Raw genomic sequence first — 23,227 nt, 5'->3', positions numbered from 1 at the left:
CTCACACCTCGTCGAGCCAGAGCGGGCGCAGCAGATCGAAACGGGTCGCGCCCGCGTGGAAGGTGCGCCCCGTGGTCAGGTTACTGACCCAGACTTCGGCGGGCGCGAAGAGCGCGGGATCGATCTTGTAGAAGTCGTATTCGTATTCCCTGAACACGTCGGCGAACGCGCGGCCGAAGTCTTTCGATGCCGACGAAGGAAGGCGTTGCGCGAGATCGCGCGCGTCGTCGTCGCTGCCCGTCACGCCCAGATGCACGCGGCCGCCGTACAGGATGGCGTCGTTGGTGCGGCCCATCGCTTCGACGCCGTCCTGCGCGGGCGGCGGCAACGGCGCGCTCGCGCAGCCTTCGTGAATTGCGTCGAGCGCGAAGCCGAGTTCGTGGGCTTTGTGCAGCGCGACTTCGAGCGCGCGCGCGACGACTTGCGTGGTGCCCGCGCGGCTCGTTGTCGGCGTGAGGATCAGTGTGAGATTGCGCGGCTGCAACCGGCAGTCGCGCAGAATCTTGTCGATCACGACAGCGGGCGGCGCGCGATCCACTTCGAGCACCAGGCAGCCCGTCGACACGACGTCGCGGTAATCGAGTTCGTCGAAGAGCGGCTCCTTGCACGCGAGCGAACGCGCCGGTCCCGAGCCGAGCGCGAAGAACTTCTTGCCGCCCGTTTCCTCCTTGCTTGCCGCGAGACTCCAGCCGGCGTATTGCGACGCGAGGCAGGCCAGCACCGGCTGCGCGCTGGCGATGTCGACGAAGGTCGGCCATTCTTCCGTTGCATTGCGTGACGCAGCGGCGCGCAACGCGACGCGCCCCAGCCCGCCCATGCAGATTTCGCCGATCGCGATACCGGCGGCGACGCTGCCGGGCGACTCGATGCCCGCATCGACGATCATGACGCCGCGCTCGTCGCGCTTCGCGTCGATGCCGAGTTCCGCGTGGCGTTCGAGCAGGCTCGCGATCAACGGCCGAACCAGCGTGTTGACGCTCAGAAGCGAAGGCGACGGCGAAACGTCAGCGAGAGAGGGAGAGGTCTGCATGGCCTGATTTCCGGATGGTGTCGATGGAAAGAATGGTTGCCGCGCGGGCGGCGAGCTCTGCGCGCAGCGTGGCGGGCGGCGTGCCGTGCGCGCATGCGGCCGACACGCTGCACAACGGCGCGCCCGCGGCGACCACACTGCGCGTCACGGGAATGTCGTGACACCAGCCGAGATTCAATGCGCGCTGAACGAATTCCGGCGATATCGTGCGCTCGCGTTCGGCGAAGACGATCAGCTCGCCGCACATCGGCGCCGTCTGGTCCAGGAGCTTCGGCATGTCGGCATCGAGCGGCTTGCCCGCGCACACGCGCGTATGCAGCGCCAGCAGCGACGTGGTGGCGTCGCGCTCGTGAAGCGACAGCGTGGCCGAGGGTCGCGCGTTGACTTCGAGCACGAAGCAACGCCCGCCGTCGACAATGAAGTCGAGACTATTGAGCCCTCGGAGTCCCGTGCTCGATACGATGGCATTCGCGGCGCGCGCGATCTGTTCGTGCAGCGACGGGGGCACGTCGACGTTACCCAGCGCGCCGCCATAGACGAACGGACGCGTGCCGCGCGACACGATCAGCTGTTCGTTGAATCCGATGATCGCGGCGCGGCGCGTATCCGCGATGAACAGCGCCGACATCGAACGGCCTGTCTGATGACGCTGAAAATAGTCGTCGCGGTTCGCTATGGCGCTAACCGAGGCATCGCGGATATGCATGCCGCCCGTGCCGCTCGCGCGCTTGACGAGCCAGCCGGCTGTGTCGGCGGGCGCGTGCCATTGCGTGTCGGGATGGGGAATGCCCGCGTCGTCCAGCAACGCGAAGAATCGCGCCGGGTCGCGCACGGCGTCGTATGCGTCGCGCGTGTTGCCGATCGGCGCAAGCGCGATGCCTTTGGCGTCGAGCAGATCGCAATGCGCTTCGAAACCGCTGCCTGCAATCCAGCCGATCACGTTCGGCGTGCGGCTCGCCGCATCGAGTGCTTCGCGCACGCGGCGCGGATCGATCGACAGCGACGCGGCATCGCCGATCGGATACCACATGCCCGACGCGCGCCGCGTGTCCGTGTCGCCGAACAGATCGAGCACGATCACGCGCCAGCCGGCACGCCGCGCCGACTCGGCCAGCATGCGGGCGGACAGCGCGGCAACGACGACGACGGGCGGTAACATGACGGCCTCAGGCTGCCGCGAGCGAGGAGCGTTCGGCCACCACGCGGCGGGCCATCTCCATCGCGTCTTCGAAGCCGAGATAGACCTTCTGCTTCGCCGCGAGCATCTGCATGAACAGCCGCTGCTGCACTTCGTACTTGACGTTGCCGATCGCGAGCGCACCGATGCCGAGCGCGCCATGCGGACCGACGCGCTTGCCATTGTCCATCACGCCGACGCCCGCGATGCCTGCGGGCGGCACGGCGTTCACGTCGGCGGCCACGAGCAGGCGGTCCGCCTCGCTCACCTGCTGCGCGCTCATCACTTCGACGCCGGCAGCCGCCGTCGCGAACACGACGTCGACGGACTTCAAGGTTTCTTGCAGCGCGTTTGCGCTGCTCGCGTCGGCGCCTTCGAGCGCGGCCCCGAAACGCGCAGTGGCGCGCTTGCACGCGTCGCGTGCGGCATCGAGCCCGCGGCTGCTCGCCAATGACACGCGCGCGCCTGCCTGCGCCGCCAGCACGCCCGCGATCAGTCCGACGGGCCCCGTGCCGCCGAACACGAGCACGCGCTTGCCATCGAGTCCCGTGTCGAATGCGTGGCGCAGCTGCCATTCGACGCAGGCAACGAGTGCGGCCGCCGTCGTGAACGAGCCGCTCGGATCGGCGAACACGGACACTTCGAACGGCGGCACCATCGCTTCGCGCGACAGGCGCAGCATGTCGGTCGCGAGCATCACGTCGCGTCCGCCGATAAAGATGCCCGTGTGCGCGACGCCTTTGGGGCCACGCGAAAAAATCGCGTCCTGGGTCAGCGGCCCGATCAGTTTGACGTCGACATCCGTGTAGGGCACGACGACCTGATATCCGGCATCGACGGCCATGTTCACGTCGAACGGGCTCATCTGCCGTCCCGGCGTGAACATATGGAGAATGTGTTGGCGTTCCATGTTTCCTCGGTGAACAGGGTGAATCAGTCCTGGGCCGACGCCCAGGTGACGGTAGCGCCCGCGTTGAGTCCTCTCACGATCTCGACTCGCAGTCCGGGGCCGATCGTTTGCGCGTCGCGCGCCGAACGCAGCGCGTGTTCCGCTTCTTCCTGCGACTCCATGATCGCGAAGCCGGTCGGCCCCCACGAACTCTGGCCGATGCCCGCGCAATAGCGCGCGCCGATCCAGTCGAGCACGCGCCCGACGCCGGGACTCGTGTAGATGCCGCCTTGCGACTTCGCGAAGTAGCGGCCGATGCCGTCTTGCAGCGCGCTCACGCCCTGCGCGAAAGGCGCGAATTCGTGTTCTGCGGCGGCCGGGAGAATCTGCATCAAGGTCAGGTGGCACGCGTGCGCGGCGAGCGATTGCGGAAACGGCGGCAGCGCGGCGAGCGCCTGGCGCTCGGCCGGACCGGAGAGACCCGTGCGCGAATCGTCGAACACGAGCATCACGCGCCATGCGGACGGAAAGTCAAAGCGCGACAGCACGGGCGGCAACACGCCGGGCCCGCGCGGACCGCCGTCGACGATCAGTCCGCCGCGCTCGAACCCGGCGATGCCGACGCCCGAACGCGCGCCGCGCGCGAGCGCCGGCGCGAGTTGGGCCGCGCTCAGATCGAGACCGTGCAGGCGCGCGAACGCATGGCCGACAGTCAGCGCGAGTTGCGTGCCGGAGCCGAGACCGGCGTGCGACGGCAAGGTGCGATGCAGACGGATATCGACGGGTGCGTCGTGACCCGTCAGCTTGCGCAGCGTGTCGATGTGCGCCTTCACGCGCGGCAATTCATCGTGCGCCGACGGCACGGCGCTGTAGTGGTCTTCGTCGTTCGAAGCGAGGCGCGCGTCGAGCGTCGTGCTGATGCCGTCGATCACGAGCCCGAGACTGCCGAAGCGCCGGCCGAGCGACGCGCCAGGATCGAGGAATCCCAGATGCAAGCGGCCGGGTGCGTTCACGGTGACGATGCTGGTGTGCTTCGTCGATTCAGCGGTGCCATGCAGGCTCATAGGCGCGTTCCCCAATCCCTCGACGGGTGATCGTTGTCGGGGCATCAAACGCAAGCGCTATGCCATGCGCGCCGCTCGCGCGCGTCGAAGCCTTTGAAGCGCCATGCGCGCGCGGCGAAGTTTTTCAGCGGGACGTGGGTCGGCGACGCAAGTGTGCAGGCGGACCCTGTGCAGAATCGGTGACATTTTGCTTCATGTCTGCACGAACGGACTCGCGACCTGAGCAGGCGGCGTGAGGTCCGCGAACTGGCCTTCGAGCCACGCCCCCGTCTTCTCGATCAGAAACCGTCGGAACGCCGCGCAGGCAGGCGACAGCTGCTTCGCATTCATATGAACCACGTGCCACACGCGATCGATGGGCGTGCCGTTCACGTGCAGGATCGCGACTTCGCGCGCGAGCAGTTCGAGCCGCAGCGTATGCAGCGGCAGCAGGCTCACGCCCATGCCCGCCGCCACGGCCTGCTTGACAGTCTCGTGGCTGTCGAGCGCGAGTGTGCGCGCGGGCGTGAAGAGATGCTGCCGGAACATGTCGTTCGCGACAGAGGCTGTGTCGGAGCCCGGCTCGCGCATCAGAAAAGTGTCATGGCGCAGTTCGTGCAAGTCGAAACACGCTGCATCGACGAAGGGATGGGTCGTGCTCGCGGCGATCACGTGCGGGTTGTACGCGAGCGGTTCGCAGTGCGCGTCGAGTTCGACGGACGGACGTCCCATCACGGCGAGATCGATCGCGTTGTCCTGCAGCTGGCGCAGCAGCGTGTCGCGTTTGCCGATCGAAAAGTGGATATCGACTTTCGGATGCCGCTCCGCATAGCGCGAAATCTGCCGCGGCACGAAGTAGCGGGCCGTGCTGACGAGACCGATGGAGACGGTGCCGCCGTCGGCCGAGGCGAGGGCGCGCATTGCATCGTCGGCATCCTTGATGTCGCCGAGAATGCGCTTCGCGTGATGAGACAGGATCGCGCCTGCCTCGGTGAGCGCGATCCGCCGCCCGACGCGCTCGAAAAGCGCGAGGCCGGTCGCCTCTTCGAGCTGCTTGATCTGCATCGAGACGGCGGGTTGCGTCAGATGCAGGACCTCCGCGGCGCGCGCGAAGCTCTCGTATTGCGCGGCGGCCGCGAAGATCTGCAACTGGCGCAGCGTGAGGTTGCGAAGCAGGTTGAGCATGACGGGTACTCCATGCAGCGGCAGATAAGCATCGCTTAAAGCCCAAATAAGAATCTCTGAATTTTTCTCTCGAGCCTGCTGGCTTACTGTGTTTGCCAGCGGTCAACGCAAGCAACGGACGATCGAGGTCACGATGAATGCACGAATTGAACCAGGCGAGCAGGCGCAGTCCGCCGGCATCGCGAACGGCCGCTGCATCGACATGGAGAGCGCTCAACCCGCGCTGTCCGACTTTCTCGCCGACCACCTGGCGCCGCGCCGCGCGCAGGCGCCCGGCGTCGTGCATGCCGCCGACGCCGAAGGACTGTGCGCGGTGATCGGAGATATCGCGGGCACGGTGAAGCGCATTGCCGCGCGCATCGCGCAGGGCGCGATCGGCGCATCGCAGCACGCGCACGCAGGGTCGGGCGATAGCGCGTTGAGCGCGGCAGTACGGGACATGCTGATCGCGATGTGCGAGGGCAGCGCGGGGATTGCGGGTCTCGTCTTGCCCGGCATGGCGGCCGCACGCGCGACGTCGGCGGGCCGCTACGTGCTGTTTGCCGATTCGCTCGACGGCGCGGCGAATGCCGAATCGAATGCTGCACTCGGCACGGTGTTCTCGATACGCCACGCGGGCGCAGCCAGTGCCGACGGCGGCTGCGTGATCGCGGGCTCGCGGCAGCTTGCGGCCGGCTACGCGCTGTATGGGCCCGCGACGCTGCTCGTGATCACGGTCGGGCGCGGCACGCACGGCTTCACGCTGTGCCGCGAGCGCGGTGAATTCGTGCTCACGCATCGCGCGATGCGCATTCCCGAGCAGGGCGCCGGGCTCGCCGTCAACGGCGGCAACGAGCGCTTCTGGGAGCCGCCCGTGCAGCGTTATGTGAGTGAGTGCCGCGACGGCAGCGCGGGCGTGCGCCAGCGCGACTTCGAAACGCGCTGGATTGCATCGCTGGTCGCCGATACGCACCGTACGGTGATGCGCGGCGGCCTGTGCCTGTTGCCGCGTGAAAGCCGCTGTGCGCCGCGCGCCGCGCGTCTGCCGCTGCTGTATCAGGCGCAGGCGCTCGCGTGGCTCGTCGAGCAGGCGGACGGGCTCGCCAGCACGGGACGCGCGCGGCTTCTCGACGCCGCCGCCGATATGCACGCGCCAACGCCGATGTTCGTCGGTACGCGCTGCGAGGTCGAGCGCATCGAGCGTTATCACCGCGAACACGAGCGGGGCGAAGACACGCCGTTCACGTCGCCGCTCTTCAACGAGCGCTCGCTGTTTCGTCCGGAAGCGCGCGTGTAGGCGGGAGCGATAGCATGTCGATCGAACATCCGATTGTCGCGGTGACGGGCTCGAGCGGAGCGGGCACCACCACGGTCATGAACAGCTTCCAGCACATTTTCCGGCGTGAAAAGCTCAACGCGCAGATCGTCGAAGGCGACGCATTTCATCGCTTCGACCGGCTGGCGATGCGTACCGCGATGAAAGAAGCGGAGCAAACCCAGCGTCAGTTCAGTCACTTCGGGCCCGAGGCGAATCTGCTCGAAGAACTCGCCGCGCTGTTCGCCGAATATGCGGCAACGGGGCGGGGGCGTGTGCGCAAGTATCTGCACGATGAAGCGGAGGCCGCGCAGTACGGCCTCGAACCGGGCATGTTCTCGCCCTGGATGGACCTCGAGCCGCCCACCGATCTGCTGTTCTACGAAGGGCTGCACGGCGGCTTCGTCGGCCGCGGGATCGACGTGGCGCAGCACGCGGATCTGCTGGTGGGCGTCGTGCCCATCATCAATCTCGAGTGGATCCAGAAGCTGCATCGCGACAAGACGCTGCGCGGCTACTCGCAGGAAGCCGTGATGGACACGATCCTGCGCCGCATGCCGGACTACGCGCATCACATCTGTCCGCAGTTCAGCCGCACGCATGTGAACTTTCAGCGGGTGCCGACCGTGGACACGTCGAATCCGTTCACCGCGCGCGACATCCCGAGCGCGGACGAAAGTTTTGTCGTGATCCGTTTTACGAACCCGAAGGGGATCGACTTTCCGTATCTGCTCACGATGCTGCACGACTCCTTCATGAGCCGTCCCAATGTGATCGTCGTGCCGGGCGGCAAGATGGGGCTCGCGATGCAGCTGATCTTCACACCCATGATCCTGCAGATGATCGACCGCCAGAGACGCGCGGCCTGATCGTTCTGCACGAACGAACGTCCTCACCGTCAACAGGAGACACAGACATGCAAGTCATGCCGCGCAATCTGCCTATCGATGCCGTGCTGTTCGATCTCGACGGCACGTTGTTGCATACGTCGCCGGATATCGGCAATGCGCTCAACCGGGCGCTGGCCGAAAACGGACTGCCGCTGCTCGCGCCGGGCGTCGCGCAAACGTTGATCGGCGGCGGGTCCGAAATTCTCGTCGACCGCGCGCTGACGCTGCTGGGCGTCGAATCGCGGCCCGCGACGCTCGATCTCGTGCTGCGCCGCTACGAGACCTGCTACCACCAGATCTGCCGCGACGACGACCAGTTGACGCAGCCGTATCCGGGCGCCGAAGCGACGCTCGACAGCCTGCGCGGCATGGGGCTCAAGCTCGGTCTCGTCACCAACAAGGAGACGCGTTTCGTCGATCCGCTGATGTGGCGCTTCGGCTTGCAGGCGTGGTTCGACATGGTCGTCGACGGCAACGCGCGGCTGCCGCGCAAGCCGGACCCCGAGCCGCTGCTGCACGCATGCGAAGCGCTCGGCGTGGACCCCGCGCATACGCTGTTCGTCGGCGATTCCGTGACGGACGCGCTCGCGGCGCAGGCGGCAGGCATGCCGATGGTGTGCGTCAGCTATGGGTACAGCAGTGACCATCCCGTGAGCGAACTGCCGTGCATGCGCGTGATCGACAGCATTGGAGAACTGACGGAACTGATCGGCGGGCCGCGTAAATGGCATCGCGCGACACGCGGCGATCATGCGTTCGCGGCCCAGGACATGTCCATGCCGAACTGAATGCGCCCGAGGCGCGTCACGTCTTGATGTGGACGCGCCTCATCTTCCGGTACAGCGTATTGCGCGTGATGCCGAGCGCAAGCGCAACCTGGCTCACGTTCCAGCGATGCTTGTCGAGCAGCGCGAGCAGCGCCTCGCGTTCGGCCTGCAGGATCGCATTGAGGGGCGCATTCGGCGCTTCTTCGGCATCGGCGCAGTCGTCGGTGTCGGCGGGCGCCGTGGACGCGGCAGCCGTTTGCGGGCGATTCAGGTTCTTCTCACGCTGCACGAGCCACGCGGGCAGATGCGCGGTGGTGAGTTCGTCGCCGTCGCAGAGGGCCGTCGCCGTGCGCAGCACGTTGCGCAACTGGCGGATATTGCCCGGCCAGTCGCTGTCGAGCAGAATCTGCCGCACGTCCGCCGACAGCCGTGGAGCAGGCGTGCGCTCCTTCTCCAGCAGATGGCGGATCAGCGCGAGCTTGTCCTTGCGTGCGCGCAGGGGAGGCAGTTCCAGCATGACGCCATTGAGCCGGTAGTAGAGGTCTTCGCGGAACTGCCCGCTTTCGACGAGTTCGTTCAGGTCGCGATGGCTCGCGCTGACGAGCTGGAAGTCGACCTTGACGACGGCTTCCGAACCGAGCGGCGTGACTTCGCGCTCTTCGAGCACGCGCAACAGCCGCGCTTGCAGCGCGAGCGGCATATCGCCGATTTCATCGAGAAACAGCGTGCCGCCGTCGGCCTGCAGAATCTTGCCGCGCCGTCCCTCGCGCTGCGCGCCCGTAAACGCGCCCGCGCGATAGCCGAACAGTTCGCTCTCGATCAGATGTTCGGGCAGCGAAGCGCAGTTGACCGCGACGAACGGGCCGCTGCTGCGCTCGCTCGCGGCGTGCAGCGCATTGGCGAACACTTCCTTGCCGCTGCCCGTCTCGCCGTGAACGAGCACGGCAATGCCGCGATCGATCACGCGCGCGCCGAGATCGAACTGACTGGCGATCTGCGCGTCGCCGAATTCGACGCGCGCCGTGCCGGAGCGCAACGGGCTCGCGCTGCGTATCGCGCGAGCGGGACGCCGCGCGAGCGCCGACGACGCGTCATCGTTCGATGCGTCGCCACGCACGGGCGCGATGGCGTCGTGTGCGGCGCGGTCGCGCGGCGCCTGGGCGACGACGAAGAAGCGGCTCGACGCGTGCGTGCGGTAGATCGCGACGGGGTAGAACGAACTGCGCGTGCTGCGCGCGACGATCTCGTCCAGCGACGCATTGAAGATGTCGGTGACTGGCTTTCCGGCGATCTCGTCGAGCGTCACGAAACCCAGTTGCGCGAGCGCGCTGCGGTTCGCGCCCAGGATCGCGCCGTCGTCGCCGACCGTGAGCTTGCCTGCATGCAAGGTGCCCACGAACTCGGGCCTGCTGTGAAACTGGATACGAAAGGCGTGCGTATGGCGAGCGTCGAGCAGACGGTTTTCGATCATCTGCCGCGACATGCCCACTAGCACGAGCGAATGCTGCTGCAACAGCGGCGAACGGCTGGTGACGTCGAGCACGCCCGCGATCGATCCGCATTCGTCGAATACGGGCACCGCCGCGCAGGTGAGCGACGTATAGCGATGATAGAAATGTTCGTGCTGGCGCACGGCGATTGCTTCGCCTTCCGCGAGGCAGGTGCCCATGCCGTTCGTGCCCGCTTCACGCTCGTTCCAGACGGCGCCTGCGCACAGTCCCCAGTCCTCGACCTCGCTCGCGAATTCGGGCGACGACGCGAGATGCAGGATCACGCCATCGCTATCCGTGAGGACGACGGCAAGCTCGGCGTCGCCGAGCTGCTGATAGAGCGTGGCCATCTCGAGCTTCGCGCAATCGACCAGACGGGCGTTCTGCTCGCGGCGCAACGCGAGTTCGGCGCTCGTCATCACGGGCGGCGGCACGCACACGTCGGGATCGAGTCCGTAGTCTTCGATGCAGCGCGTCCACGAGCGGACCACGGGCGCGCTCGGTGCGAATCCGCCAGGGCGCGTGCGCATGATGGTTTCCACCTGGCTGGCTTGTCCCGCGAGCGGCTGGCATGACGACATGTGAACATCTCCGAGAAGTCGCTGACGCACGTGCATGCGCACAGGTGCGCCACGTTGAAGCCCATTATTGGCAATCGGAATTCACGTGACAATCGGCCATGATGGGCTACCTCCCGGGAGTAGAGGTTAACCAGAGCCAGCGCATCGCGCACGCAGCAGCACGCCGCCGCATGCATGGCGCGGCACCGAAGAGGAAGGCAGGAAGCGGCGCATGCGCGCCGCAATGTCAGTGATGCGAGCGCGAACCGTGTTCCTGCTGCCACAGCACGGCTTCGAGACGCGAGTGGAGATCGAGCTTGCGCAGCACGTGCTTGACGTGCACCTTGACCGTGCCCACGCTGATATCGAGCTTGCGGGCGATCGCCTTGTTGCACAGGCCAGCCACCAGATAATCGAACACCTCGAGTTCGCGCGCCGTCAGATCGTTCTGCGCAGCGGGAATGCGCTGCCCGCCCGAGAGCGCATGAACCAGACTGCCCGTGACGGATTCGCTCAGCACGGCCGTCCCCTTGAGCGCCTTCTGCAGCGACACGCACAGATCCTCCGGGTCCATGTCCTTCAGCAGATAGCCGTGTGCGCCCGCGCGCAGCGCGGCAACCACGTCGCGCTCGTTGTCCGACACCGTCAACATGATGAAGCGCGCGTCGACGCCCGCGTGGCGCATGCCTTCGAGCGTTTCGATGCCGTTCATGCGCGGCATGTTCAGGTCGATCAGGACGACGTCCGGCTTGAGCCGCACGGCCATTTCGATGCCGTCCTGACCCGAAGTCGCCTCGCCCGTGACCTCGAACGCCGGGTTCATCTGGATCAGTTGCGCGACGCCCTTGCGAAACAACGCGTGATCGTCGATCAGAAGTACTGTGTGAGGGACCATCTGCTCTTCCTGGACTCATTGACCAGACCAATGGGCTTCGTTGGCCCGGCTGGCTTGACTGCGTCTTGCGGCGCAGGGCGATGTCGTGAAGCTGTGAGCGGTGGCTTATTGTTTCTGTTGCCGAAGTGTTGCGTCGCTGAGTTTAACAATTAACCACATTTGAAAAAATAGTTTGAACCCGGAATGCGCGTGCGTTCCGGGTTTTCCATGATGTCCGCTCAGAAGTGGCCGCGCAGTTCTTCCGCGATGTCGAAGATGTCGCCGACGATGCCGTACTTCGCAATCGAGAAGATCGACGCTTCGGGATCGGTATTGACGGCGATGATGTTTTCGACGTGCTTCATGCCCGCCATGTGCTGCACCGACCCTGAAATACCCATTGCGATATACAGCTTGCAGGCGGCTGCTGTCTTGCCGGACTGGCCGACCTGATGCGCCTTCGGCAGCCAGCCGGAGTCGGCGATGGGACGCGAGCAGCCGAGCGTCGCGCCAAGCGAGCCGGCGAGTTCGCGGAACTGCTCGACATTGGTTTCCTCGCCGATGCCGCGCCCGATCGACATGATGAAGTCCGCGCCGACGATGTCGACGTCGCCGCTCGCGGCGGGTTCTTCGAACGACACGTGAGCGCTGCGCGGCGTGACGGCGGGGGCGTCGAAGGCGCTGATGTCGGGCGTGCCGGCCGCGTCGGGCGCCTTGAACGCGCCCGGCCGCACGGTGACGACGACGGTCGCGCGCTCGGGAAACTCGATCTCCATGTTGACCTTTTGCCCATAGCCGGAGCGCGTGGCGATCCAGCCTTCGCCGTCGCGCGCGAGCCCGAACGCGTCGGTGGTGAAGCCGTAGTTGCCCTTGACCGCGAGCGGCGCGGCGTAACCAAGCGTGTCGATCGTATGCGGCAGCAGCACGAGCGAAGGCTGGCGTGCTTCGATCAGCGCCTGCGCGACCGCCTGGTAGGTGTCGGGGTCGAACGCATCGCTCGCGGTCTGCACCGTGACGATTTCGTCGACACCCGCCAGCTTGAGGGCATCGACGAATGCGGCGGGCGTTGCGCCCAGCACCGCGACCGTCACGCGTTCGCCGCCCGCTTCGCGCGCGGCGCCGATCAGTTCGGCGCTCACGGGACGCAGTTGCCCCTGACGATGTTCAGCAATAACCAGAATCCCGCTCATTGCGCTTCTCCCCGAAGTTCCTTGATGATGCCCGCGAGGCGGGCGGCCTGTTCGGCGGGCGTGCCGTCGATCATCTGCGCGCGTCCGAGTTCGGGCACATAGACGCGCCGGATGCGCGACAGCGATCCGCGCGCACCCGTTTGCTCCGCGGGCAGGCCGAGTGCGTCAGGCGTCACGGCCTCGATGGGCCGCGACGCGGCCTGCTTGATGCCGCGCAGCGACGCGTAACGCGGCGTGTTGATGCCCAGTTGCAGCGTGAGCACGGCGGGGCATTGCACGGTGACGTTCGCATAGGCGCCGCCTTCCAGTTCGCGGCGCGCGCTGGCCGTGCCCGCGCCGGGCGCGTATTCGAGGCCCGCGACGACAGCCGCGTGCGGCCAGTCGAGCAGACCCGCGAGCGCCATCCCCGTGGCGCCGTACGCATGGTCGGACGCCTGCACGCCGGCGAAGATCATGTCGGGCGCTTCGCGGCGCGCAAGCGCGGCAAGCGCGCGCGCGACGCCGACCGGGTCGGCGTCCTCCAGTTCGTCGCTCCAGATGCGGATCGCGCGGTCGGCGCCTTTGGCGAGGCACTTGCGCAATTCTTCGTCGGCGCGCTCGGGGCCGACGGTGACGACAACCACTTCGATGCCGTCGCCGTTCGCGCCTTCCTTCAGGCGCAGCGCTTCTTCGAGTGCATAGTGATCCCATTCGTTGAGGTCGAAGACATGAAAGTCCGCTTCGACATCGCGATCGTCGTCGCGCAGCTCGAAATCCTCGTCGAGCGACGTGACCTGCTTGATGGTGACGAGTATCTTCATCCTGCCTCCTCCACTGTTGTGGTCAGTTGATGTGTGTCCGCTTCAGGTGATGCCGCGCCGTCAGCGGCGCGCTGTTCGTGGCGCTCCCGCTCGCGCGCGGCGGCGAGCGTGCCGGCGAGATGGCCGACCATGCGGGCGCGCGCTTCCATGTCCGGCTCGAAGCGCATGCGCCAGCGGTCCGAGTCGGTCAGCCCCGGATGCATGAACACCAGCACGCGGTGCAGCGGATACGGCTCGTCGCGCAACGGCAGCAGCACGCGGCGCTGCGCATGACGGTTGAGGATGACGGCACGCCGCACATCGGGCGACGGATGCTGCGCGAGGCGTGCGAGCGTCGCCTGCGGCGTGCCGCGATGACGCGCGACGCCCGCCAGCACGTCGATATCGGTGTCCTGCAACAGCCGGTGCAGCACGGGGCCGGGCAGTTCGTCGCGCAACGCGACGCCCGCGCGGACCCACGCGACCTCATCGCCCGCAAGCAGTGTGACGAGCGGCATGGGACAAGCCGGGTGGCGGGTGACGGAGCGGCGCACGTCGGCCTCGCGGTCGCGCGCGAGCCGGTCGAGCCAGCTGCGCGGGCAGGCGCGGTTGCGCGCGAGGCTGCTGCGCACCCACACGTCGCTGTCTCCGGCGAGCCACTCGACGACCTTGAGGGGAAGATCGTCGCGCACGGCGACCGCGCGCCTGACGAGCGTGTCCGCGTCGAAGCACAGCAGGATCAGCGCGCCTGCGGGTGTCGCCGGATTGGTGGCGGCCGCGCGGCGCACGACGGCATCGTCGTCGCGTGCGAGCGCGGTCAGGATCTCGCCCGCCGTGCGCACGTTCGACGCGAGGCTGCGCCGCTCCGAGCCCGAGGCGGGCACCGTGCGCAACAGTTCGTTCGGGCAGGCGCGATGACGCAGCACCTGAGCGCGCACGGCGCTTTCGCGCGTGCTCTGCCACAGCTGGTGCAGCGTGCGGGCGTCGGTTGCGAAGTGAATCGCGAGCAGCCGTTGCAATGGCGCGATGCCGCGGCCCGCCAGCTGCGCCAGCAAATCGGCCTGCACGCCGACGTTTTCGCATAGCGAGCGCAAGGTTTCGATGCTGTCGGTGTGCGCTGCGATCTTCTCCAGCAATGCAGGCGGCGCAAGCGGGTGTCGCGCGATCAGTTGCGCGAGGCGTTGCGCGTTCTGCTGCGGCGTCGCCGCTTCGAGTGACGCAGCGAGCGACACGGCAAGCGACACGGCAAGCGTTTGCAGGCCGTCGGCGGGCGTGGCGGCATTGCGGGCGAGACGCGTTGCGAGCGTGCCGTCCGCGTCGGCGGCGGCGAGTGTGCAGAGCCGCCCAAGCACGGCAGACGGCGTATGCGGACAGGCCGCGAGCGCGAGCCGCTCGCTGCGCGCGTTGAACATGCGCGCTTCGAGCCGTTTGCGTTCCGCGCCGCCCGCGTGCGGATAGAGCATCGCGCACGCGAGTGCGTCGGGCGCGTCGAGGGCGAGCCGCATCAGTTCCCGCCAGTGACGGCGCAGCCGCGCGCCCGCGCGTGCGGCATCGGCGGCGCGCGGCTGGCTGTCGGCGTGACGGGCGGGCGTTGTCATGGCGGCTTTGGGTCTGCTATGGATGGCGTCGTTCAGGCGTCGGCCGTCACACGCACATCGTCCGCGGGCGGCGCGTCGCCATCGACGTCGACGAGGCTCTCGGCGATCAGCTCGATCAGCTCGCGCACGACGAAGCGTCCCTCGTAGCCACTCGTCTTCAGCGCGTCTTCGAACATCGTCAGGTCTTTCGGACAGCAGACGACGAACACTTCCAGACCTTCGATGCTGGCCGCCTCCTTCATGCGGTTCTGCGACGGCTTCTCCTGGCCGACGGGATCGTTCATCCAGATGCGGCCGCCGCCCGCGCCGCAGCAGAACGAGTTGTCGCGCGAGCGCTTCATGTCGACGAGTTCGCAGCCGAGCGCTTCGATGATCTGGCGCGGCGCGTCATAGCCCTTGTTGAAGCGTCCAAGGTGACACGGATCGTGGAAGGTCACGCGATAGCCGAGCTTGCGCTTCGGGCGCAGCCGGCCCTCGGCGAGCATGCGCGCGACGAGGCTCGTGTAGTGCTCGATCTCGAAGTGGCCGCCGAAGTCGGGGTACTCGTTGCGGATCGTGTTGTACGAGTGCGGGTCGGTGGTGACGATGCGGCGGAATTGCGACGAGCCGAGCGTCGCGATGTTCTGCGTCGCGAGCACTTCATACAGGCCTTCTTCGCCGACGCGCCGCACATCGTTGCCCGCGTTCGCTTCGCCTTCGAACAGCAGGCCGAAATCCACCTCCGTATCGTGCAGCAGTGTGGCGAAAGCCTGCGTGACGCGCTGGTTGCGCGGATCGAACGATGCATAGTCGCCGACGAACCACAGCAGATCGACGGGCTCCTTGCGCGCATCCTTGATCGGGAAGGGCAGCGACTTGGTCCACGCGGCGCGTTTGCGCTTCGATTCGTTGAACGAGTTGCCGTTCTTGTGAATGGCCTGCAAGGTCTTCTGCACCTGCGGCTCCATCTGTCCGTCTTCGACGAGATTGCGGCGCAGCTGGACGATGATGGGCACGTGCTCGACGGCGACGGGGCAAATTTCCACGCACGCCATGCAGGTGCGGCACGACCAGACCGTTTCCATGAAGACCTGGCCGATATCCTTGCCGTGCACGTCGAGCTTGACCTCTTCGGGCAGCGTGTTCTTCTCCAGCGCCTCATTGGCGAATTCGCGCAGCGACAGGATCACGTCGCGCGGCGACAGCGGCGCACCGGTTGCGCGGGCGGGGCACGCCTCATGGCAGCGGCCGCACTTGGTGCAGGCGTCGAGATTGAGCAGGTGTTTCCACGTGAAGTCGGTGATCGTCTTGTAGCCGGCACGCGGCGCGTCGGGTTCGACTTTCGGCAGACGCTGCGCGGCGAGGGGATCGCGCATCAGCAGCGAGCCGCTCGCCGTGAAGATGTGCTTGACCTTCGTGTACGGAATCAGCGCGATGAACGTCAGCGCGAGCGCGCCGTGAAACCACCACAGGCCCGTGCGCAGCACGTACGCGGCCGATGCACTGAGCCCCGCGCCGCGCATGATTTCGGCGAGCAGCGCGGCGACGGGCGACCACCAGCGCGTATCCCAGACCACGGCGCGGTCCTGCAGCCACACGAGGCGCAATCCGCTCAGCACGAAACCGGTGATGCCGATCAGCACGAGCGACCAGAGAAAGGCCCAGTCTTCGCGCCGATAGCCGCTGCGGTCGTAGTCGGGGTCGCCCGGTTTGCGGTCGGGGCGCGCGTAATCGAGCTTAGGCGGTTTGATCCAGCCGCGCCGGACCATCATGTAGATCAGGCCGCCCACCAGCGACAGGCCGGCGAGATTCATCGCCAGCTTGAAGAACAGATAGAAGTTGCCGTTCCAGAAGTGGAAGCCGAGAAAGCGCGCGGTGATGTCGTAGTCGACGGTGACGGTCGCCGTGCCGAGAAACAGCACCGCGAAGCCGTAGAAAATGAAGCGGTGCGCGCGGCCTGCCGCCGGATCGCGGCGCGCGATCGTGCGATGGCTCAGCACGACCTGCACCATCGCGCCGATGCGCTTGCGCAGATCGATCGGGCCCGCCACGGGCTTGCCGCGCTGGTACTTGCGCACCTGAATATAGACACCCCACGCGAACGCGGCCATCGCGCCGACGCCTGCCAGATAGAACAGTACGATCGCGAACGTGGGGAAGCCCTCGAAGAGGATCCGGGTGACGTTGACGGGGTCGAAGTTCGCTGCGCTCGACATGGGCTCGTCCGTTGAATGAGTAAAAGGGGCCCCCGCCGCGGCACCGGCTGCACGGATCACCGGGTGAGCGGCGATCCCAACGGCGCGATGCGCGTGGCGTCCTGACTGCGGAGAAGGGCGGAGGAAGCGGACCGTTTGCCCGCTTCCGTTGCTTCGGCCGGGTTACTTCTTGTAGACGATCTCGAAGGTGCCGCCGGGCTTGTGCGGCGTGCCCCACACGGCCACTTCGCGCCGGTACGGCAGCGGGAACTGCGCGTTCTTCTCTTCGATCTCGCGCGCGAGGCGGTGGCCCGTGAAGGTCGCATCGGCGATCAGGCGCGGCGCTTCGGCATCGCCGATCAGATACACCGACTTGATGCCCTTGCCGTCCCATTCGCTCTCGCGCTGCTTCAGTTCGCGATACAGGCCATCGTTCGAGCGGCGGGCCGTGACGAGCACGAGCGAATCGAACTCGAGCCAGCGATGCGTCTTGTTCTCGTCGCGCGGCAACTGGCCCGCGCCCTTGTACGTGCGGCGCGAACCATCGCCCCAGATGTTGTAGATCTGGATGCGGCCCGGCTCGATGCGGCTTGCGAAATGATCGCCGAGTTCATGCACGCCCAGTTCGTGCAGGCGGCGCATCATGTTCGGATACTCGAGCGTGAAGTGCATGTAGTTCGCGAGATGCACGCCGCTGACGATCGTCACCTCGTGACCGGCCGCCGCGAGCTTTTCCGCGAGGCTCGGCGCCATGAAGTAGGTGTCGGCATTCAGGATCACGACGCGCTTGCCGATCGCCTTCTTGCCCGACAGCACCTGTTCAGGCGTCAGCTGGTCCGGTTGCGATGCGTCGGCGCCCGGAATGGGATCGTGCGTCAGGCAGTTGGTGCCGTCGCCGACCCAGTGCGAACCCGTCGCGATCACGACTTTCTCGGCGCCGTAGTCGAGCACGTCGTCGGCCGTGAGCGGCTTCTGACCCAGCGCGAGCTGGCTATGGCGATTCTTCTTCAGCAGCTTCGTGATCTGCGTCTCGCGATAGTCGCGGTGATAGCCCCATTCGCCGAGACCCGGCAACGTGACCACGCTATTCAGATGGCCGCCGATCTTCTCGGCCTGGTCGACGAGGTGCACCGTGTAGCCGCGCTGCATCAGCACCCGCGCGCACTCCGATCCCGACGGGCCCGCGCCGACCACGAGCACCGAGTCGTTCGAACCGCATTCGGCGAACTTTTCCGGGTGCCAGCCGCGGCGGTATTCTTCGCCGGCCGTCGCATTCTGCGTGCAGATCATCGGCGGGCCGCCGATCTCCCAGCGCGAGATGCAGACGTTGCAGCCGATGCAGACGCGAATATCGTCGACGCGGCCTTCGTCGATCTTCTTCGGCAGAAACGGATCGGCGATAGACGGGCGCGCCGCGCCGATGATGTCGGCGATACCCTTCGTGACGATCTCCGTCATCTTCTCGGGATCGGTGAAGCGCCCGACGCCGAGCACGGGCTTCTTCGAGACCTCCTTGATGAAGCGCGTCCACGGCACCTGATGACCCTGCAGATAGAAGCGCGACGGGCCCGCGTCTTCGCCCCATTCGGCGATGTCCCCGACATCGACGTCCCACAGATCGACGAGCGAATCCGCCATCTCGACGAACTTCATGCCATCCTTCTCGACTTCGATGCCGCCGCTGCCGTACAGCGAGTCGACGGCGAAGCGTGTCGCGATTGCGCAATCGCTGCCGACGGCGCGCCGTACTTTCTCCAGCGTTTCGAGCCAGAAGCGCGCACGGTTTTCAAGCGAGCCGCCGTACCCGTCGGTGCGCTTGTTGTAGTACGGCGACAGGAACTGCAGCGGCAGATACGAGTGCGCGCCGTACACATAGACGATATCGAAACCCGCGTCGCGAGCGCGCAGCGCGGCATCGACATAGAACTGCTGCACGTCGCGAATGTCGTCGAGATCCATTTCCTTGCAGTAGGTCAGCGTCTCGAACTCGGAGGCGTACTGGCTCGGGCCGCGCGGCGTCGCACGGCTCTCCATGCACGGCGCGTGCGCGCCGCCGTACCACATTTCGATGCCTGCCAGCGCGCCGTATTTGTGTACCTCTTCCGTCATCGCGCGCAGGTTGCGCACGTCGCCTTCGTCCCAGATGCGGGCGGACAGACGGTGCGTGTCGTCCGACTCGGGATGGATCGAGCAGTACTCGGTGTTCATCGCACCCCAGCCGCCTTCGGCTTTCATCGAGCGGTGGGCGGCCTGAAAGCCCGGCAGGTTGCTGCCTGCGCCGATGCAGTGCGGGACCTGATAGAAACGGTTACGCAGGGTCTTGGGGCCAATCTGGATCGGCTCAAACAGCACGTCGTGACGGGGATCGCGGGGCATGGGAAACATCTCCTTTAATAAGGACTACGGGGACAAAGGCGGGGCCGTCGTGGACCGCCGAACCCTGGACAGTTGTTGTGCTTCGCTCTGCCTTTGTCTTTCTCGTGGTGACGGCACGCGCGCCGTGGCGTTGCGCGCGCCGCCGTATCATGGGCAATGCGGTGAGGACCGCGGGTCAGGCGGCGACGCGGGTGCGCAGGCGCATCGGGTCGTAGAACGGCGTCTTGCTGACGACGCCGCTGAACTTGCCGGCCGCGTCGCGAATCTCGACCCTGGTGCCGAGCGCCGTGTGATTCGGCTTCAGATGCACCATCGCGAGCGACTGCATCAGATAGCGGCTGAAAATAGCGCTCGTCACGACGCCGACCTGTTCGTCGCCGATGTAGATCGGCGAACCGGCGCTCACGGCCGCATCGTGTCTGACGACCACGCCTGCCTGCTTCACGCGTTCCTTGCCGCGCGCCGCGAGCAACGCCTGCTTGCCGACGTAGTCGCCCGCCTTGTTGACGTCGACCATCCAGTCGAGATTCAGCTCCCACGGCGTGGTGTCGCCTTCGGGCATGTCGAACGGGTAGAACAGCAGCGCGGCTTCGATCCGCGCGATTTCCAGCGACATCCACGATGCAGGCACCGCGCCGTGCGGCTTGCCCGCTTCCAGAATGCCGTCCCACAGGGCGACGGCGTCGGCGGCGGCGCACGACACTTCGAAGCCCTGTTCGCCCGAATAACCGCCGCGCGACACGATGATCTTGCGGCCGAAGAGTTGCGTCTCGACGTGCGCGAAGTAGGGCAGCTTGTTCAGTTCGATGCCGATGTGCGGCTGCAGGATGTCGGTCGAACGCGGACCTTGCAGCGACAGCATGTGGACATCGAAGTCCTGGCGCCATTCCACGTTGCGCTTGTGCGCGGCGCGTTCGAGCAGCGTCTGCGTGGTGCCGCCGCCATGCGAGAGCCGGAAATGCTGCGGAGCGTCGTAGATCACCATCAGGTCGTCGCAGACGCCGCCGCGCTCGTCGACTTCGGCTGCGAGCCGCGCGGTGCCGGGCTTCATGCGGCTCACGTCGACGGCGCAGATGCTGTCGATCACGGCTGCCGCGTCGGGGCCCGACACGCGCACGATATTGAGTGCGCTGATGTCGTAGAGGCCCGCTGCCGTACGCACGGCCACCACGTCGTCATACGGATCGCCCGAGTAGTACCAGGGAATCGGCATGTCGTTCCAGGAGTCGCCATCGAGCTTCGAACCTAGCTCGCGATGACGGGCGTTGAGAATGGATTGCCTTGTCATGATGTTTTCCCGAAAGTAGGACCCTTTGCTGGGCAATGACTGCACGCGTCTGGTGTTGCGAAGGCGGCGATATCGGACGGACTGGATGCACCAGCGTCGATGAGCGCAAGTCTCTGCCGTTCAATTTCGCCCCACAATCGCCCGGTGGCACTACCTCCCGGTGGGTAGGCGCGGGTACTCCGGCTGCGCCGTCGCAAGAAGAAATCGAACGCGTCCGGTGGCGAAGCGGAACTGTACGTTTGCCGAAAGGCGTCGGTAAAAGAGGCGGCAGCGCCAACGCCGGCGCGGTTCGCGCCGACACGGGCGAGGCTTTCGGGAAGAGCCGGATGACGCAGCGGGCGGCGTTGCGCGCGCCAACCATTACTGCCTGGGGACTACCCACACTGAATCATTGATAAGCGTTTTTTGCAGGCCGATGCTACTCCCATGAATGCAACGACGCGAAGGACAGGCAGCACCTGTCACTCACGCCCACAGCTGAGACTCATGGAGGTGTCGACGGCATGAATGCAACGAGAACGATCCCCGTACGAGTCGCACGCGTCGAATCGGTGACGCAGGATGTGCGACGCTTTACGCTCGAATGCGCCAGTGGAGGACGGCTTCCAGCGTATTCGGCGGGCAGCCATGTCGTCGTGACGATGCGCGGCAAGGAGCGCATCTGGCGCAACGCCTATTCGCTCACGACACCCGCCGGTGCGCGCGACGCCTGGCAGATCATGGTGCGGCGCGTGCCCCAGTCGCGCGGCGGTTCGGCCTTCATGCACAGCGAGGTGCGCGAAGGCAGCGACCTCGAGATCTCGATGCCGTCGAACTTCTTTCCTATCGCGCGCCGCGGCGCGAAGCACGTGATGATCGCGGGCGGTATCGGCCTCACGCCGTTCCTGTCGATGCTGCCCGAGCTGGCGCAGACGGGCGCGCGCGTCGAGATGCATCTGTGTTGCCGTCCTGAAGACGAGGCGTCGTTCAGCGAGCTGATCGCACGGCGCATGACGGGCACGACGGGCGGCATCGGCATATACACCGACCTGTGCGACGCGAGCGAGCGCTTTGGCGCGATGCTCGCCGCGCAGCCGGCCGGCACGCATCTCTATACGTGCGGCCCGGAGGGCCTGATGAGCGGCGTGGCGAGCACGGCTCGCGCGCTGGGCTGGCCCGCGAGTCATTTCCATCAGGAAAGCTTCGGCGGCGGCTCGCACGGCGCGCCCTTCACGGCCGTGCTCGCGCAAAGCGGGCGCGCGGTCAGGGTGCGCAGCGACGAAAGCCTGCTCGAGGCGCTGGAGCGCGAAGGCGTGGACGCCCCGTATATGTGCCGTGGCGGCGCATGCGGCACCTGCTCGCTCGACGTGCTCGAAGGCGAGCCGGATCATCGTGACTTCTGCCTCAGCGAATCCGAGCGCGCCACGGGACGTCAGATGCTGCCCTGTGTGTCGCGCGCGCGCGGCGAACGCCTCGTGCTGAACATCTAACGCAAGGGGAACCCCATGGCAATCGGCTTCAAGGCGGACGAAACCTTCCGCGACACGTATACGTTTCGCAATAGCGACGAGGCGATCCTGCGTTTTCCGTTTCCGTTCCCCGAAGACGCGTACATGTATTCGATCAATATCGAGCCGCATGTGAAGGAAGGCAACTCGCCCGTCTTCCTGTCGACCTTCGACATCGACGAGCACTATGTGGCCGAGTGCCGCGACCGTGCGCTGACGCTCGAACGCGATCCGCTGCGCTGCCAGGTGCTGGACCACATGGGGCCGGCGCAATGGGACACGCTCGAGCTGATCATGGAAAGTCTTGCCGAGGATTACCCCGAGCATTTTTCGCTGACGCGTGACGGCGACCGTTGGACGTGGATCAACCGCCCTCTCGGTCTCGAACAGGCGTTCACGTTCGGCGACGCCAGCACGCTGCCGTGTTCGCCGTTCGAATACGTCACGCGTCAGGCACAGGGCGACTACGTGCTGATCGATCAGCGCGACGACAACCTGTTCATGGACGGCGGCATGGTCACGACCCAGGCCGACTGGTCGCTCGACTTCGACCTCGGCATGAACTTCATGGAGTGGCACGGCCCCGTTCCTCTCGCACATCAGGCAGGCATCTTCGAGCGCGCGCTGAAGTATCTGCTGCGCCTGCAACTCGGTGCGCCCGTGCGCCGGCTGAACTGGACGATGACGGTGAATCCGCGGCTCGATACCTCGCCGGAGAATTACCACGAGTGGGGCCGCGACCGCGCGAGCGTGACACCGCAGAACGTCGGCGACAAGCTGCATCTGCGCGTCGAATTGCAGACGCTGTTCCGCCTGCCGCGCAGCAACGCGATTCTCTTTTGCGTGCGCTGCTACCTGATCGGTATCGGCGAACTGGCGCGCGTGCCGAAGTGGGGCAAGCGCCTGCATCGTGTGCTGTCGACGCTGCCGCCGGAGCTTGCCGACTACAAGGGCATCACGCGCTACCGGCAGACGGCCGTCGAATGGCTCGCGCCGCTCGACGATGGCAGCGCGCTTTCGAAGGGCACGCATCCCGAAGTCGAGCGGCTCGGGGTGGAACTCGCCTAGAGGGGCAGAAGCGGGGCATACGCCTTTAACAATCTACGCCGTTGACAACTAGAAGCTGTTGCAGTGTT

At 66.3% G+C, this 23,227-nt stretch carries 18 protein-coding genes; 5 read left to right on the top strand and 13 right to left on the bottom strand.

The annotated features are described in order from the left end of the window. Position 1: 1 nt before the first annotated feature. From mch to FRZ40_RS40040, 5 genes are all read right to left on the bottom strand, one after another. Positions 2–1,030 (bottom strand): methenyltetrahydromethanopterin cyclohydrolase, encoded by a 1,029-nt coding sequence (gene mch, locus FRZ40_RS40060; RefSeq protein WP_028367157.1) that lies wholly within the window; start codon positions 1,028–1,030, stop codon positions 2–4. Then, positions 1,005–2,189, bottom strand: a complete 1,185-nt coding sequence (locus FRZ40_RS40055) for an ATP-grasp domain-containing protein (RefSeq protein WP_147237976.1) — start codon at positions 2,187–2,189, stop codon at positions 1,005–1,007. The genes mch and FRZ40_RS40055 overlap by 26 nt, the downstream gene beginning before the upstream one ends. A 7-nt stretch (positions 2,190–2,196) precedes the next feature. After that, on the bottom strand, positions 2,197–3,117 hold the full coding sequence (locus FRZ40_RS40050) for an NAD(P)-dependent methylenetetrahydromethanopterin dehydrogenase (RefSeq protein WP_147237975.1): 921 nt from the start codon (positions 3,115–3,117) through the stop codon (positions 2,197–2,199). A gap of 23 nt (positions 3,118–3,140) precedes the next feature. Continuing rightward, on the bottom strand, positions 3,141–4,160 hold the full coding sequence (locus tag FRZ40_RS40045) for a beta-ribofuranosylaminobenzene 5'-phosphate synthase family protein (protein ID WP_147237974.1): 1,020 nt from the start codon (positions 4,158–4,160) through the stop codon (positions 3,141–3,143). Positions 4,161–4,352: 192 nt separating this feature from the next. Next, positions 4,353–5,324, bottom strand: a complete 972-nt coding sequence (locus FRZ40_RS40040; protein ID WP_147237973.1) for a LysR substrate-binding domain-containing protein — start codon at positions 5,322–5,324, stop codon at positions 4,353–4,355. 133 nt (positions 5,325–5,457) lie between these two features. Between FRZ40_RS40040 and FRZ40_RS40035 the strand changes: the two genes are divergently transcribed. The 3 genes from FRZ40_RS40035 to gph are packed head-to-tail and all read left to right on the top strand — an operon-like array spanning position 5,458 to position 8,296. Further along, complete coding sequence (locus FRZ40_RS40035) at positions 5,458–6,600, top strand: FIG domain-containing protein (protein ID WP_240057476.1); 1,143 nt, start codon at positions 5,458–5,460, stop codon at positions 6,598–6,600. Positions 6,601–6,614: 14 nt separating this feature from the next. Continuing rightward, positions 6,615–7,487, top strand: a complete 873-nt coding sequence (locus tag FRZ40_RS40030; protein WP_028367151.1) for a phosphoribulokinase — start codon at positions 6,615–6,617, stop codon at positions 7,485–7,487. 47 nt (positions 7,488–7,534) lie between these two features. Further along, complete coding sequence (gph, locus tag FRZ40_RS40025) at positions 7,535–8,296, top strand: phosphoglycolate phosphatase (protein ID WP_028367150.1); 762 nt, start codon at positions 7,535–7,537, stop codon at positions 8,294–8,296. Between the two features lie 16 nt (positions 8,297–8,312). Here the strand turns inward: gph and FRZ40_RS40020 are convergent, their stop codons facing one another. From FRZ40_RS40020 to FRZ40_RS39985, 8 genes are all read right to left on the bottom strand, one after another. Continuing rightward, positions 8,313–10,346, bottom strand: coding sequence for a sigma-54-dependent Fis family transcriptional regulator (locus FRZ40_RS40020; RefSeq protein WP_147237972.1), 2,034 nt, complete (start codon positions 10,344–10,346; stop codon positions 8,313–8,315). Between the two features lie 226 nt (positions 10,347–10,572). After that, positions 10,573–11,220 (bottom strand): two-component system response regulator NarL, encoded by a 648-nt coding sequence (gene narL, locus FRZ40_RS40015; RefSeq protein ID WP_028367148.1) that lies wholly within the window; start codon positions 11,218–11,220, stop codon positions 10,573–10,575. Positions 11,221–11,438: 218 nt separating this feature from the next. Further along, positions 11,439–12,389, bottom strand: a complete 951-nt coding sequence (locus FRZ40_RS40010) for an electron transfer flavoprotein subunit alpha/FixB family protein (RefSeq protein ID WP_147237971.1) — start codon at positions 12,387–12,389, stop codon at positions 11,439–11,441. Then, positions 12,386–13,189: an electron transfer flavoprotein subunit beta/FixA family protein gene (locus FRZ40_RS40005; RefSeq protein ID WP_147237970.1), complete on the bottom strand. Its 804-nt coding sequence runs from the start codon at positions 13,187–13,189 to the stop codon at positions 12,386–12,388. Before FRZ40_RS40005 ends, FRZ40_RS40010 begins: the two co-directional genes overlap by 4 nt. Continuing rightward, the gene (locus tag FRZ40_RS40000; RefSeq protein ID WP_147237969.1) at positions 13,186–14,766 is read right to left on the bottom strand and encodes a hypothetical protein; all 1,581 of its coding nucleotides are present in this window, start codon (positions 14,764–14,766) and stop codon (positions 13,186–13,188) included. Before FRZ40_RS40000 ends, FRZ40_RS40005 begins: the two co-directional genes overlap by 4 nt. 32 nt (positions 14,767–14,798) lie before the next feature. Beyond that, a complete protein-coding gene (locus FRZ40_RS39995) occupies positions 14,799–16,961 on the bottom strand; it encodes a heterodisulfide reductase-related iron-sulfur binding cluster (RefSeq protein WP_147237968.1) in 2,163 nt (720 codons plus the stop codon). A gap of 162 nt (positions 16,962–17,123) precedes the next feature. Next, positions 17,124–19,316, bottom strand: coding sequence for an oxidoreductase (locus FRZ40_RS39990; protein ID WP_028367143.1), 2,193 nt, complete (start codon positions 19,314–19,316; stop codon positions 17,124–17,126). A 175-nt stretch (positions 19,317–19,491) separates the two neighbouring features. After that, positions 19,492–20,604 carry an aminomethyl transferase family protein gene (locus FRZ40_RS39985; protein ID WP_028367142.1) on the bottom strand — a complete coding sequence of 371 codons (1,113 nt, stop codon included), beginning with the start codon at positions 20,602–20,604 and terminating at the stop codon, positions 19,492–19,494. A 503-nt stretch (positions 20,605–21,107) separates the two neighbouring features. Here FRZ40_RS39985 and FRZ40_RS39980 point away from each other — a divergent pair. Together FRZ40_RS39980 and FRZ40_RS39975 are read left to right on the top strand one after the other, a co-directional pair. Next, positions 21,108–22,073, top strand: a complete 966-nt coding sequence (locus tag FRZ40_RS39980; RefSeq protein ID WP_147237967.1) for a PDR/VanB family oxidoreductase — start codon at positions 21,108–21,110, stop codon at positions 22,071–22,073. A gap of 15 nt (positions 22,074–22,088) precedes the next feature. Then, positions 22,089–23,159, top strand: coding sequence for a heme-dependent oxidative N-demethylase family protein (locus tag FRZ40_RS39975; RefSeq protein WP_028367140.1), 1,071 nt, complete (start codon positions 22,089–22,091; stop codon positions 23,157–23,159). Positions 23,160–23,227: the final 68 nt, after the last annotated feature.

The organism is Paraburkholderia azotifigens (assembly GCF_007995085.1).
GTDB lineage: Bacteria > Pseudomonadota > Gammaproteobacteria > Burkholderiales > Burkholderiaceae > Paraburkholderia > Paraburkholderia azotifigens.
Note: the sequence above shows the minus strand (reverse complement) of the source record. Positions and strands in the feature narration are given on the sequence as shown.

Coding starts and splice junctions, on each gene's coding strand:
- FRZ40_RS39990 (WP_028367143.1), bottom strand. CDS start 19,316: ATGCCCCGCGATCCCCGTCACGACGTGCTGTTTGAGCCGATCCAGATT.
- FRZ40_RS40020 (WP_147237972.1), bottom strand. CDS start 10,346: ATGTCGTCATGCCAGCCGCTCGCGGGACAAGCCAGCCAGGTGGAAACC.
- FRZ40_RS39980 (WP_147237967.1), top strand. CDS start 21,108: ATGAATGCAACGAGAACGATCCCCGTACGAGTCGCACGCGTCGAATCG.
- FRZ40_RS40045 (WP_147237974.1), bottom strand. CDS start 4,160: ATGAGCCTGCATGGCACCGCTGAATCGACGAAGCACACCAGCATCGTC.
- FRZ40_RS40005 (WP_147237970.1), bottom strand. CDS start 13,189: ATGAAGATACTCGTCACCATCAAGCAGGTCACGTCGCTCGACGAGGAT.
- mch (WP_028367157.1), bottom strand. CDS start 1,030: ATGCAGACCTCTCCCTCTCTCGCTGACGTTTCGCCGTCGCCTTCGCTT.
- gph (WP_028367150.1), top strand. CDS start 7,535: ATGCAAGTCATGCCGCGCAATCTGCCTATCGATGCCGTGCTGTTCGAT.
- narL (WP_028367148.1), bottom strand. CDS start 11,220: ATGGTCCCTCACACAGTACTTCTGATCGACGATCACGCGTTGTTTCGC.
- FRZ40_RS40050 (WP_147237975.1), bottom strand. CDS start 3,117: ATGGAACGCCAACACATTCTCCATATGTTCACGCCGGGACGGCAGATG.
- FRZ40_RS40055 (WP_147237976.1), bottom strand. CDS start 2,189: ATGTTACCGCCCGTCGTCGTCGTTGCCGCGCTGTCCGCCCGCATGCTG.
- FRZ40_RS39975 (WP_028367140.1), top strand. CDS start 22,089: ATGGCAATCGGCTTCAAGGCGGACGAAACCTTCCGCGACACGTATACG.
- FRZ40_RS40035 (WP_240057476.1), top strand. CDS start 5,458: ATGAATGCACGAATTGAACCAGGCGAGCAGGCGCAGTCCGCCGGCATC.
- FRZ40_RS39995 (WP_147237968.1), bottom strand. CDS start 16,961: ATGTCGAGCGCAGCGAACTTCGACCCCGTCAACGTCACCCGGATCCTC.
- FRZ40_RS40010 (WP_147237971.1), bottom strand. CDS start 12,389: ATGAGCGGGATTCTGGTTATTGCTGAACATCGTCAGGGGCAACTGCGT.
- FRZ40_RS39985 (WP_028367142.1), bottom strand. CDS start 20,604: ATGACAAGGCAATCCATTCTCAACGCCCGTCATCGCGAGCTAGGTTCG.
- FRZ40_RS40030 (WP_028367151.1), top strand. CDS start 6,615: ATGTCGATCGAACATCCGATTGTCGCGGTGACGGGCTCGAGCGGAGCG.
- FRZ40_RS40040 (WP_147237973.1), bottom strand. CDS start 5,324: ATGCTCAACCTGCTTCGCAACCTCACGCTGCGCCAGTTGCAGATCTTC.
- FRZ40_RS40000 (WP_147237969.1), bottom strand. CDS start 14,766: ATGACAACGCCCGCCCGTCACGCCGACAGCCAGCCGCGCGCCGCCGAT.